We start from the raw sequence: 12720 nt of genomic DNA, 5'->3' as shown, positions 1-12720 counted from the left end.
TCTAAAGTTTATGTCTAATTTATATATTTCTTATAGTAACGTGGTTAATAAAAGCGTTCCTACAACCCATAATATGGCAGACAAGCCTCCACCAATTAGTAAAAAATGTTTAAATCGATAGGCTCCTGTACCGTAAATAAGGGTATTTGTTTGATAGCCTACAGGCGTAAAAAAGCTAAAGTTGGCACCAAACATGACTGCTAGGATAAATGGTTTTAACGATAGATCGAGTCCGCTAGCTATAGCTATGGCAATTGGAGTCATGATGATGGCGGTTGCATTGTTTGAAATGGTTCCGCTAATAAGCATGGTGCAACCAAAAAGTATAGCGATTACGATCATTGGTTTTTGTCCATTTAGTAATTGAAGTAATTGCTCCGAGAGCCAAGTGTCTGCACCGGTATTAGCCATTGCAGCGCCAAGAGGGATCATACCTGCAAGTAAAAAAATGATTTGCCAGTTCACTTTTTGATATACATTTTCCAACGAGATCAACTTAGTAAGTAACATGGCCGCTACACCGGTTAGAGAAGCCGTTAAAATGGTAAGAACTCCAGAAGCTGCCAAACCAATAACACCTAGTAGTATGAGTAAGGCTGTAAGCTTTTTACCAAATGATTTTGATGAAATAAAGTCGTGTTGATTAAGAATCGCGACATTTTGAAGATTGTATAGTTTATTTATGGATTGTTCTTGCATTTCTACGAGAACTCGATCTCCAGGTTTTAAGTTGATTTGGTTTAAATTTTTCCGAACTAAACGCTCTTTCGTATTTCGAATGTTCTTACGTTTTTTTATAGCGATCGGGTAGGCGCCCTCTAAAATCATATACCGCAATTGCTTTAAGTTTTTTCCGATAAGATTTGAACCTGGAAGAATAAGAAGTTCAACATAAGAGAGATTTTCTAATGGTATTTTCTCTTGTTCCTCGGAAGCGTTCTCTAGCTGTGTCTTTTTTTCATGAAAATGTAAACCTTTGTCAGTAAGTAAGGTATTTACATTATCAAGATCACTCATTAAAATGAGGCTATCATTTTCTTTCAGTTCAATGTATTTTCCGGGCGCATTGATCACTTGTTTATTTCGTACGAGCTTAACAATAGAAACGGAACCATTAGTAAACATGTCAATATCACCAATTTTTTTATCGATCAGGTCAGATTCCCCTCCTACATTCACTGTAAACATATAGTTATCTAAATGATAGGAATCCAACATATTGGTTTTTGCGTCTTTCGGCAGAAATCGAGAGGCAAGCGTCATAAATACGATCCCGATCGCTACGAATATGCAACCGAAAAGGGCAAACTCAAAAAAGCCAAGCTTTTCGGCTCCAAGATCTTGGGCGATAGCGTTTACTAAAAGGTTCGTTGAAGTCCCCATTAAGGTGCAACTTCCTCCTAGAATTCCAGCGAATGAGATAGGCATAAGTAGTTTTGAGCTCGAAAAATTATACTTTTCAGAAAGTTGAGAGATGATCTTTATAAAAATTATTACAACAGCTGTGGTGCTTATAAATGCTGAGATTCCAGCCGAAACAATCATAAAGGCTGGTGTGAGAAGAACAAGGGGAAGTATTTTAAGTTTTTTGATCCCGTCGGTGAGCCATTGAATTACGCCATTCTCTTCGAGTCCAACCGCAAGGATCATGAGTGCTAAAATAGTTATCGTTGCGGGGTTTGAAAATCCGCTAATGGCTTCTTGGGGTGTCGTAAGATTGAGGAGTAGCAGGGCTACGATGATAAAGAAGGCAATTTTATCGATCGGAAAGTATTCAGTAATAAATAATACAATTGTGATGATAATAATAGCAAAAACATAAATGACCTCTAGCTCCATATTATTCGATTAGCATTTTAAAGATATTTATTAAAGCAGCGCAAAATGATTAAAGAAATCACAATTTTGAAGCACTTTTTTTAATGGATATTTATAGAGATACAAGACTATTGTCTTCCCAAATATTATCATAACAATTCTTAATAACTTTTACTTTACTAGCATAACTAAATTGGGTATTTTTACGGCTTATAAAACGCAAAGAATACTATTATGTCAGATACAGTTGAAAGAATTAAATGTTTGATCATAGGCTCTGGGCCTGCAGGTTATACGGCGGCTATTTATGCTGCGAGAGCAGATTTAAAACCTGTTATGTATACCGGGATGGAACCAGGAGGGCAATTGACAACTACCACCGAAGTGGATAACTTTCCGGGGTATCCTGAAGGAATCGATGGTCCTACCATGATGGTTCAACTACAACAACAAGCTGAGCGATTTGGAACCCAAGTACGTATTGGAATGGTAACGGCAGTAGACTTCAGCAAAGAAGTTGGTGGAATACATAAGGTTACGGTTGATAATACAACGCAAATTGAAGCCGAAACTGTGATTATCTCAACGGGAGCTACAGCAAAATATTTAGGGATCCCAAGTGAGCAAAAACTTCGTGGTGGTGGAGTTTCAGCCTGTGCGGTTTGTGACGGTTTTTTCTATAAAGGACAAGACGTGGCGATCGTAGGCGCCGGTGATACAGCTGCCGAAGAGGCTACGTATCTTGCTAATATTTGTAATAAGGTAACCATGTTAGTTCGTAAAGATTACATGAAAGCAAGTAAGGCGATGCAACATCGAGTGACTTCTACGCCAAATATAGACTTACGTTATAACACGGAAGTTGATGAAGTACTGGGTGATATGGTGGTTGAAGGACTGCGAATGGTGAATAATAAAACGGGCGAAAAGGAAGAGATCGCGATCACTGGTTTGTTTATTGCTATCGGACATAAACCAAATACCGATATTTTTAAAGGACAGCTTGATATGGACGACACTGGCTATTTGATCACCAAAGGAAAGTCTACAAAAACCAATCTTCCAGGTGTGTTTGCAAGCGGAGATGTACAGGATAAGGAATATCGTCAGGCAGTAACTGCTGCGGGAACTGGATGTATGGCTGCACTAGATGCAGAACGCTATTTGGCAACTATTGAAACGGAAGTTACAGCTTAAAAAATGATGCTATAACAAAAAAAAGCCTTGGAGATATCTAAGGCTTTTTTTTATTTCATTTTCTGTATAATGCAAAAAGCATTGCTTATTTCGCTTGGTGATGATAACTATAAATGCGTTTCGCTAGCCAATTTTCATTCTCCTTAATCCAAAGAATAGAGAATAGGGCAGAACCTGTTTGATATAATTCTTTACCAGATTCTTGTATGTAAAACTCGTGAACACCTTCTTGAATCACACCATAAAGTACTTTATTCTCGTAGAGCGGATATACTTTAACCGTATTTGGAGTTAGTTTTCGTATGGGTTTACGTTCTGGCGATGAGCAAATATTTTCCTTCATGGCTTTCATGAATAAAGCTTTGTCTTGAATTCCGGCCACATCGTGATAAAATTCTAAGTCTTCTGCCAAAACACTTTCTAAGGCCACTAGATCACAGTTATTAAACCCTGCGTCGAATAAGATGCTATCTTTTTGAATAAATGTTTTATATAATTCTGAATCGGTAGGAACTTGTGCCTGTACCATTCCGAAGAAAAAAAGGGCAAAGAAACTAATAGGGTATATGGTATTTTTCATTTTGATGATTATTAAAGTTAAAAAACTCCGAAGCCATGGAAAGAACTTCGGAGTTTTAGGTTCGGAAGTAAGTCAATAGCTAATTACAGCTTCCGAACACTGCCTGAGCGACTTTTATTTTTTGAGATTTCCGAAGGGTTTCCGTAGTAATTAATGGTACCACCACTACTAGCTTCAGTCACTAATTTGTTTTTTACATTAACAGTGATATCACCACCGCTTGAGGCATCGGCTCGACAATCTACTACTAAGAGATCTTTAGCTACGATATCACTACCGCTAGAGGCATCAGCACGTAGCGAGGTAGCTTTTCCAGATACTTCAATATCGGCGCCACTACTACAATCTGCTAGTACTTCCTTAGCAAAAACTTCAACTTCAATATCGGCGCCACTGCTACATTCTAAAGAAATGGTTTCCGCTTTAAGTACCGAGTTAAATATCATATCTGAACCGCTGCTAGCGTCTACTTCGTCAATAGATTTATAGGTTACATACACTTTTTTAGCTTTCGACCGACCAATATTTCCCTCCACGCGCATCACCAAACGATCATTGTCAACATAAGTTTCAATTTGTTCCTGTAGGTTCTCATCCGCCTCTACAACAACTTTGTTTTCGTCGCCTTGAGTAAGGTAGATATCGAGTCCGCAGCAACCCTTTACTTTTGTAAAGTCATGTTCAATATTTCTAGTTTCGGTAGTGACATTACCGTTACCATTGGTTTGACCAATATTAAGGTCAAAATTACAAGCACTTAATGAGAGTACCGTAATGCTTAAAATGAATAGCTGAATTGTTTTCATAAGTATTGGTTTAGTTGTTAATAGAATCGGTTTGTATAGTTGTATTTTCTAGAACTTCGGAAGGGGTTGTGACCTCAGGAGTTTCTGGAGTTTTAATGGGTGCTTCATCATCAGAAAAGGAGTTATTGATATCCTGCTCCCAATTTTCCGAAGGGCTATCATCAGTGTCTTTATCATCGTTCGGCCAATCGTTGTCTTCTGTTTCGTTTGAAACTGGACAATCGAGACATTTTGTAAGTCCGTCTTGAATAAGTAATTGCCGTCCTTCATCTCCATTGTCTAAAATATCGTGATAACGGCTATCATTTCGATGGAATGAATAAGTGTTTTCATCAGCAATTAGAATGGTTCCAATTGGTAAATACAACACGAGTTCTACTTCTTGATCTCTAAACTTATTCTCGGTGTCGGTAATAAAGAAACCATCGAGTAGGAGAATGTTGTTTTTATATGAATAGTTATAGATGATGTCTTCAGCACGTTCTTTTGCCTGTAACGAGCTGCTTCCTTGTGCTTTGCGCTCCACAAGTAATTTTCCAACCGAATCTTTTGTAGAACGAACGATCAATCGAATATCATTGGAGTAGATAAATTGATTGTCATTTTGGTCATATTTTAATTGCGGTCCGCCTTGACGAGACACTTCGTATTCGTATTGATTATCTGCGCGCATTGCCATACGAATTGTTTCTCCAGCTTTAATTGGGATCATCGTTTCAGAAATTACATCACCATCATATGCGCGTTCTGTTGCTTGTTGTACGGCTACGACACCTATTCCAATAAGCGAAGCAAACCAGATTACGAGTAAGGCAATTTTGGCTGTGGTTCCAATCGATTTAAGATTGTCTACGATCATCTTCAGACCTAAGATAAAGAGGGCGAAAAATGGAATACCAATAGCTAATAACGCAAGTAACGAAATGACCCAAACAGGTGTGTTTGTGGCATCAGCAATGGTGATATAATCCATCACCTCATTATCACCCCAAATACCTACAGTACCTACTGTAAATAAACTTACGATCAATGCAATAAGGGTTGTGAGCGAAATAAATACAAGAAATACGCCAATGAGTTTTACAAAAATTGTAAGCAACGTCATGATTATTTTGCCCACCGTATCAAAAAAACTCGTTGTCCCTGTTTTTACACGTTGGCCGTATTTGTCATAATCAGCATTCTTTACACGATCTGCCACGTTTTCATATCCTTCTTTGAACTTACGTTCAATGTTGGAGATGTTTACGGCTTCACCGCCCATTTTAAGTTTATCTGTTGTTGTGATCGCAGCCGGAACCAAGATCCAAAACATAATATAAATTAGGATGAATAATCCGCTAGTAGCAATGGTTAGGAGGATCCAAAGAAGTCGAACCCAAATGGCATCTATTTTTAAGTAATGTCCTAATCCAGAAGACACCCCTGCAACAAATTTGTTATCGATATCTCGATAGAGTTGTTTGTACGAAGAGTGATCTACTTTTTTTGAAAGCGGAACATCATCAAAAATTTCTTCATCTACGATATAGTCTTCGGGTTGTCCCATTACGGTTATCACCTCGTCGAGTTCTTTGATTGAAATGACTTGCGACTGCGTCTCTAGTTTTTCTGAAAAAAGTTCGGCTATACGCGCTTCAATATCACGAATGATCTCGTCGCTTCCTTGCGGATCGCTCAGTGAACGTTTAATAGCATCTAGATAGCGTTGTAATTTTCCGAAGGCATCTTCATCGATATGGAAAAAAGTCCCGGCTAGGTTAATATTGACTGTCTTTTTCATTTTTTGGTGGTTTCGCTTGTTACTTTATTTACTGCCTGTTGCAATTCGCTCCAGGTCGTATTTAATTCTTTTAAAAATAGTCTGCCTGTTTCAGTCAGATCATAATATTTACGTGGCGGCCCACTGGTAGATTCTTCCCAGCGATAAGCGAGCAGTCCTGCGTTTTTGAGGCGAGTGAGTAGAGGGTAAATTGTGCCTTCTACCACCAGCATTTTTGCGTCTTTTAAGGTGTCGAGAATATCGCTTGTATAAGCCTCACCATCTTTTAGGATAGAAAGGATGCAATACTCTAAAACCCCTTTACGCATTTGCGCTTTTGTGTTTTCAATTTTCATCTGCTTGATTTACATTGTTAATGGTGTTCGTTTTGATTTACCTACGCTCATGTTTGATCATGTTTTATCGCATAGGTTTGATTGATGCTTTTTTACCTTAGATCTCTTTCATTTCAAATTTTGCGGCATCCAAGGGATAAATAGTTAGTGCAGTTTGTTCTGTTTGTTGAATACACTCTATGACGTTTTGGATGCTGATTTCTGAAACATTCTGGGCAACATCTTGGCCTAGAACGCTTAATACCGCGGCGATTAATAAATTAACTAGCGTGCTCATGGTCTGGTTGGTTTTGTTCCGAAACGGGTTCGGAGTTGGTTATAGTTTTTAAGAACGAAATAGTAAAAGGGTAACGATACATTTTGCCTTTAGCAGCATGCATAGTGGCATTGATCACACAATACAATTCAAAGACAAAAAGTCCGAAGAGAAGTATGGCAGCAATGCCGAACAGAGCAATATATCCTGAGATATTTTTAATCTCTTGGATCGAAATTGTATCACTTGCCCGATCTAGTGCTTCGATCAACGATATAAAGTCTGTTGCAAAAATGATAAAGAACGGGAGGCATAACAGACCTATTATTATGGTATATACCATAATACTTAGTTGAAAATTAATGGCCTGTTTTCCATGTTCATCTACAAAGGACTTTTCTTTATTAAAAGTCCAAAGTAATAGTGGCGCAAAAAAATTGGCCAATGGAAAAAAATATTTTAAAAATGTAGAAGCATGTATAAGTGCTGCTGCATTTTTTTCGTTGGTTGTTATAAGGTTTGTTTCCATAGTTGATTAGAATCTTATACAAATATATGTCTTTAAGAAGGTATTATGTTACGCATAGTACTAAAATTTAACAAAACTTTAAGAAATTGAATTTGTTTAAAATGTAATATCTTAGCCGAAAATATCTTTCAATGCCCAATAAAATCAAAGGAATACACACTTTTCTAATGGCCAAATTGCCCTCGGCATATTTTACGGGTGTTCGGTTAAAATCTATTAATGATACTTCATGTATCACCACCGTTAAATTTCGTTGGATCAATCAAAATCCGTTTAAATCGATGTTTTGGGCCATACAAGGAATGGCCGCCGAGTTGAGCACCGGCGCTTTGGTAATGGGTTATATTAAAGAATTTGATACGCCTATATCTATGCTCGTTTTAAACAACAAGGGTAATTTTAGTAAGAAAGCCCGCGGGAGAATTACCTTTACATGTAACGACGGACTCGCATGCAAAGCAGCGATAGCTAAGGCTATTGAAACAGGCGAAGGGCAGACCATTTGGATGGAATCTAAAGGTGTAGACGAAGCCGGGGATCTAGTTTCAACATTTCATTTTGAGTGGACACTTAGAACCAAACGCTAATGCTAGTCAATATTCTAAAACTAAATGAAATATAAAATACAAGATGAAACCGTTGTTTTTGATGACTATTTCAAAATAAAAGAGGCTTCCATTCTACACGACACCTTTAAAGGAGGGAAAATTCAAGTAAAACGCAAAAGTTTTGAGCGTGGTGACTCGGTGGCTGTCCTTATATATGAAAAAGACACAGATAGTCTATTGTTTACCAAACAGTTTCGATACCCAACAGTTAACGATGGTGATGGTTGGATCCTTGAAATTCCCGCAGGAAGCATGGAGGAAGGTGATTTGCCTTCAGAAAGAGCCCAAAAGGAAGTTTCCGAAGAACTAGGTTACCAACTTCACGAATTAAAGCTTATCTCTACATTTTTTACTTCTCCCGGCGGATCTTCAGAGCGGATCTTTTTGTTTTATGCTGAAGTCACTTCCGAAGATAAAACAACAATGGGAGGCGGGTTGGTTTCAGAAAAAGAAGATATTGCATTGGTAAAAATGGCTCTTTCTGAAATATTAAAGAGAGGAATATCGCAGTGTTTTACAGATGCAAAATCGCTGGTAGCTGTCCAATGGTTTTTTCTGAATAAAAAGGCAGACCAAAACTAGTCGACTTTTGTAACAAATAGCTTTGACATTCTACAAATAAGCGTCAAACCTAAAATTTTAAAAATATGACAGCACACGAAATAGATTACATTATTTATGGCGAAGAAATGCAGTATGTGGAGATCGAACTCGATCCTAATGAGGGCGTGGTTGCCGAAGCTGGTAGCTTTATGATGATGGAGGAAGGTATCAAGATGGAGACCATTTTTGGTGATGGTTCTTCAAAGGATCAAGGTGTTTTGGGTAAGATATTCGGTGCCGGAAAGCGTTTACTTACAGGAGAAAGTCTATTTATGACTGCCTTTTACAACGCTTTTACAGGCAAAAGACGCGTGAGTTTTGCATCTCCCTATCCAGGTAAGATCATCGCTATAGATCTCAATAAATTTGGAGGTAAGTTTATCTGCCAAAAAGATGCTTTTCTCTGTGCGGCAAAAGGTGTATCTATTGGAATTGAATTTTCTAAAAAACTAGGTCGAGGCTTATTTGGAGGCGAAGGTTTTATCATGCAAAAGCTAGAGGGGGATGGAATGGCGTTTGTTCATGCAGGAGGTACTACCGCGGTAAAAGAGCTAGCGGTTGGTGAAAAGATGAAGGTGGATACAGGCTGTATCATTGGTTTTGATCAAACAGTTGACTACGACATTGAATTTGTAGGAGGGATAAAAAATACACTGTTTGGTGGTGAAGGAATGTTCTTTGCATCGCTCACGGGCCCTGGAACGGTTTATATTCAATCTTTACCATTTAGCAGACTCGCAAATCGCGTTTGGGCAGCTGCACCAAAAGGAGGCGGTAAAGACAAAGGCGAGGGGAGTATTCTAGGGGGCTTAGGCGACCTTTTGGACGGCGATAATCGTTTTTAACATTTTTTTAAGAATTGTAGGATCAAGATCGCATTGTTTTTTTCGTTACCTTTAAGGACAGCTAATCAAAAAAACAGCGCCTATAGATTGTAAACTACTTAACCTTAAATTCTGAACACCTATGGCTAGAGCTATGTATGATTACACCAAAGCGGTGCTTAATAAAGTTAGCTTTGATGTAAATTTGTTCTGTAAGGAGCTTCAAAAAGCAATGTCTAGATTACTTCCTTATGAAATTGAAGAACTGAAGATTTGGGTCGACGACCTAATTAAACAGAACCCCCAATTAAATCAATGTCTAATTCATCTAAACACATAAATAGGAGCCTTCGAGAAATCGAAGGCTTTTTTAGTTGTGCTTCGGACTAATAATTTTAACGTCTTGGAATGCAATGGCACCGCGTATGATACTAGCAATTAGATCATAGAGCGCATTGATAATTTGCATCTTTAATTCATTCTTACTGTAAATAATACTGACCTCCCGAGCGGGTGATGGCTCGTTGAAGTAACGAAGTCGTTTCTGGTCCTTTTCTGAAATGTCAAGCGTATGTAAAAACGGAAGTAAGGTCATGCCTAGGCCTTCATTTGATAATTTGATCAAGGTTTCAAAGCTTCCGCTTTGTAGTTGGAAAGTATCGTCTGGGTGAAGTTTTGACGCTTTACATAAATTTATCACTCCATCCCGAAAACAATGACCGTCTTCTAATAGTAAAATATCATCGAGATCGAGATCTTTACTATCGAGCTTAGTTTTACTCGCTAAACGATGATTATCTGGAACATAACCCACAAACGGCTCATAGTATAAAGGGCGTTCTTTGATCTTATCATTTTCTAAAGGAGTGGCAGCAATAGCAGCATCCAAATGTCCCTCGTTGATCTTATAAATGATCTCGTCGGTGGTGAGCTCTTCGATCTTTAAATGAACTTTTGGATATTTTTTTGTAAAGCTTTTTAGAAACATAGGAAGCAATGTAGGCATCACTGTTGGGATGATTCCTAGGTGGAAATCCCCACCAATAAACCCTTTTTCTTGATCCACCACATCTTGCATACGCGCAGCTTCATTGACAATACTCCGCGCTTGATTCACAATTTTATTTCCCACTGCTGTAAGCTCAATGGGCTTTTTACTCCGGTCAAAGATCAAAATATCAAGTTCTTCTTCCAGCTTCTGAATTTGCATACTCAAGGTGGGCTGCGTAACAAAAGTTTTTTGGGCCGCTTTGGTGAAATTTTGTTGTTCAGCTACTGCAAGGACATATTTTAATTGGGTGATCGTCATATTCAAGATGCTTTTGACGAAGATACAAAGATCAATCGTAATAATTTATTGTAGTAGCATGTAGAATAGAGTTAGACTATAAAAAAAGCTCTCCAATGGAGAGCTTATATTCGTTTTTTAGTGAAATTTACATTCTAATTTCCATCGTAATTGGCTCATTAGCGACTTCAAATTTTGCGTCATTCCATTGTGGTGGTCCAAAACTCATTATGTTGTTGCTAACTCCGTACATTTCTTTTGGCATACCATTTGGCTCAAAATCCATTTTCTTGTTGCTGTTTTTATCGTGAAATAAGGTAACTCCATATTCGCCTTCAGTAACGTTGTTAAAAGTTACCGTAGCAAATCCATCTACAATTGGTGCTTCCATAGTTGCAAGTCCATTTTTCAGAAAAGTTTCTTCAGTATGTAATGCAAAGAATACCGAACCTTCATTACTTTGAACAGGAACCGTTACGGTGATTGAGGTTCCGCTAGTAGTTACGGTAGGCGTAGTTTGTGCTGTTGCTGTTAAAAGTGCGAATGCTAATGCGAGGGTGGTGAGTACAGTTTTCATAAAGATATATTTTAGTTGTTATTAATTTCTGAAACAAAGATGCGGCAGAAGCGCCTTCAGAAAAACTATGGAATACCCAACTGTTGATTGTTTAGGATGAATTGTAGTTTGATGCTAGGAATTGGAGGCGGGAAGTTTAAAGCTAGAAGTAAGTACTCATTTTTAGGCGTTTATTAAGCACAAAATATTATAAAAGTCCTTTGGCTTTGATCTCCAGATATTTATTGATGGTATTGACCGTAAGGTCTTTTGGTTGCGTTAAAACAGTTTGGATGCCCCGTTGTTGTAGTTCCCGTACCATCACTTTTTTATCAAACTCAAATTGCTGTGCAATGGTTTGGTCAAAGATAGCATGAACATTATCAGCTTTAGAATCTGTTAAGGTTTTAAGTTCAGTGTTTTCAAAGAAAATCACCACCAATACGTGTTTTTTAGCAATAGCCATTAAATACGGAAGTTGTCTATGGAGTGATGAGATATGTTCAAAATTGGTGTAGAGGAGTAGCAAGCTTCTATGGTTGATACGCCTTTTGACCAGTGATTGTAAAACGCCAAAATCTGAATCTAAAAACTTTGTATCTACATTGTATAGATTTTCCATAATAGCATTGAGATAGGTTTTCTTTGCATTGGCGGGCAAAAAACCACCGATCTCATTACTAAAGTCTATCAGTCCTACTTTATCATTCTTTTTAAGGGCAATATTTGAAAAGGCCAAAGCACTGTTAATCGCGTAATCGACTAACTTTAATCCTCCAAAAGGCATCTTCATCACGCGACTCGTATCAATGATCGAATAGACAGGCTGCATTTTTTCGTCTTGATACTGGTTAACCATAAGCTGCCCGTGTTTGGCAGTCGATTTCCAATTAACCGTACGTACATCATCGCCCACCACATACTCTTTGATTTGCTCAAATTCCATGGTGTGACCAATACGTCTTATTTTTTTGAGTCCGATATGCGACAAACGGTTATCAATAGCTAGAAAGTCGTATTTCTTCATCTGAATAAACGATGGGTACACTTTTACCATCTGTTCCTTATTAAATGTATAGCGCCTGCGAAGCAGCGAAATAACAGTCGTTGTATAACAATTTAGATTTCCGAAGATATATTCACCACGATCTACAGGACGTACACTATATCGATACGTTGTATAAAGTCTAGCAGGTATTTTTGTGCTTCGGAAGAAATCTCGCTTCTGAAATTGTACGGGCAATTCATCGATAATGGCGACTTCAATTGGGAATGCATATTTATTCTTTAACTGAAGGATCACTTCATTGATATCACTATTTGAAAATTTTTCGGGGAGTACTCGTGCTGCTTCCAATCCATTTTTACTGTATAGCATGCTTAGCTCAAAAATGGTGAGTAGGAAAATTGTGAACACAATAAGCCAAGTGATTCCGTAGAGCGGCGTAAACCAATATGACAATAGGAAAAGTATGGCAATACCTGTCAACACGTAAAAAAAACGCGGCGTTAAGTATAATGATTTAATGAATTTGAT

The 12720-nt window shown here is 38.0% G+C and carries 15 protein-coding genes; 5 read left to right on the top strand and 10 right to left on the bottom strand.

What is annotated here, in order from left to right:
- Positions 1-30: 30 nt before the first annotated feature.
- Positions 31-1839 carry an SLC13 family permease gene (locus tag ACY2RU_RS08600; RefSeq protein ID WP_490138031.1) on the bottom strand — a complete coding sequence of 603 codons (1809 nt, stop codon included), beginning with the start codon at positions 1837-1839 and terminating at the stop codon, positions 31-33.
- A 213-nt stretch (positions 1840-2052) separates the two neighbouring features.
- On the opposite strand from ACY2RU_RS08600, the gene trxB reads away from it, so the two are divergent.
- Positions 2053-3015 carry a thioredoxin-disulfide reductase gene (trxB, locus tag ACY2RU_RS08595; protein WP_490138030.1) on the top strand — a complete coding sequence of 321 codons (963 nt, stop codon included), beginning with the start codon at positions 2053-2055 and terminating at the stop codon, positions 3013-3015.
- A gap of 85 nt (positions 3016-3100) precedes the next feature.
- Here trxB and ACY2RU_RS08590 read toward each other — a convergent pair whose 3' ends face one another.
- From ACY2RU_RS08590 to ACY2RU_RS08565, 6 genes are all read right to left on the bottom strand, one after another.
- On the bottom strand, positions 3101-3595 hold the full coding sequence (locus tag ACY2RU_RS08590; protein WP_490138029.1) for a nuclear transport factor 2 family protein: 495 nt from the start codon (positions 3593-3595) through the stop codon (positions 3101-3103).
- Between the two features lie 83 nt (positions 3596-3678).
- Entirely contained in the window at positions 3679-4401 is a 723-nt protein-coding gene (locus tag ACY2RU_RS08585; protein ID WP_490138028.1) for a head GIN domain-containing protein, read from the bottom strand.
- Between the two features lie 10 nt (positions 4402-4411).
- Positions 4412-6184, bottom strand: a complete 1773-nt coding sequence (locus tag ACY2RU_RS08580; protein WP_490138027.1) for a PspC domain-containing protein — start codon at positions 6182-6184, stop codon at positions 4412-4414.
- A complete protein-coding gene (locus ACY2RU_RS08575) occupies positions 6181-6519 on the bottom strand; it encodes a PadR family transcriptional regulator (RefSeq protein WP_490138026.1) in 339 nt (112 codons plus the stop codon). The genes ACY2RU_RS08580 and ACY2RU_RS08575 overlap by 4 nt, the downstream gene beginning before the upstream one ends.
- Positions 6520-6616: 97 nt before the next feature.
- Positions 6617-6796, bottom strand: a complete 180-nt coding sequence (locus ACY2RU_RS08570) for a hypothetical protein (RefSeq protein WP_490138025.1) — start codon at positions 6794-6796, stop codon at positions 6617-6619.
- On the bottom strand, positions 6780-7304 hold the full coding sequence (locus ACY2RU_RS08565) for a DUF4870 domain-containing protein (protein WP_490138024.1): 525 nt from the start codon (positions 7302-7304) through the stop codon (positions 6780-6782). The genes ACY2RU_RS08570 and ACY2RU_RS08565 overlap by 17 nt, the downstream gene beginning before the upstream one ends.
- A 131-nt stretch (positions 7305-7435) precedes the next feature.
- Here ACY2RU_RS08565 and ACY2RU_RS08560 point away from each other — a divergent pair, with 131 nt between their 5' ends.
- The 4 genes from ACY2RU_RS08560 to ACY2RU_RS08545 all read left to right on the top strand — a co-directional run bounded on the left by ACY2RU_RS08560 (position 7436) and on the right by ACY2RU_RS08545 (position 9679).
- Positions 7436-7891, top strand: coding sequence for a DUF4442 domain-containing protein (locus ACY2RU_RS08560; RefSeq protein WP_490138023.1), 456 nt, complete (start codon positions 7436-7438; stop codon positions 7889-7891).
- A 24-nt stretch (positions 7892-7915) separates the two neighbouring features.
- Positions 7916-8494 (top strand): NUDIX domain-containing protein, encoded by a 579-nt coding sequence (locus ACY2RU_RS08555; protein WP_490138022.1) that lies wholly within the window; start codon positions 7916-7918, stop codon positions 8492-8494.
- A 65-nt stretch (positions 8495-8559) separates the two neighbouring features.
- The gene (locus ACY2RU_RS08550; RefSeq protein WP_490138021.1) at positions 8560-9360 is read left to right on the top strand and encodes a TIGR00266 family protein; all 801 of its coding nucleotides are present in this window, start codon (positions 8560-8562) and stop codon (positions 9358-9360) included.
- A gap of 121 nt (positions 9361-9481) precedes the next feature.
- Positions 9482-9679 carry a hypothetical protein gene (locus tag ACY2RU_RS08545; RefSeq protein ID WP_490138020.1) on the top strand — a complete coding sequence of 66 codons (198 nt, stop codon included), beginning with the start codon at positions 9482-9484 and terminating at the stop codon, positions 9677-9679.
- 30 nt (positions 9680-9709) lie between these two features.
- Here ACY2RU_RS08545 and ACY2RU_RS08540 read toward each other — a convergent pair whose 3' ends face one another.
- From ACY2RU_RS08540 to ACY2RU_RS08530, 3 genes are all read right to left on the bottom strand, one after another.
- Positions 9710-10648 (bottom strand): LysR family transcriptional regulator, encoded by a 939-nt coding sequence (locus tag ACY2RU_RS08540; RefSeq protein WP_490138019.1) that lies wholly within the window; start codon positions 10646-10648, stop codon positions 9710-9712.
- Positions 10649-10775: 127 nt separating this feature from the next.
- A complete protein-coding gene (locus tag ACY2RU_RS08535) occupies positions 10776-11204 on the bottom strand; it encodes a DUF2141 domain-containing protein (RefSeq protein ID WP_490138018.1) in 429 nt (142 codons plus the stop codon).
- A 187-nt stretch (positions 11205-11391) separates the two neighbouring features.
- Positions 11392-12720, bottom strand: a complete 1329-nt coding sequence (locus ACY2RU_RS08530; RefSeq protein WP_490138282.1) for a DUF58 domain-containing protein — start codon at positions 12718-12720, stop codon at positions 11392-11394.

The sequence above is a fragment of the Ulvibacter sp. 2305UL32-6 genome, from assembly GCF_058148545.1.
Note: the sequence above shows the minus strand (reverse complement) of the source record. Positions and strands in the feature narration are given on the sequence as shown.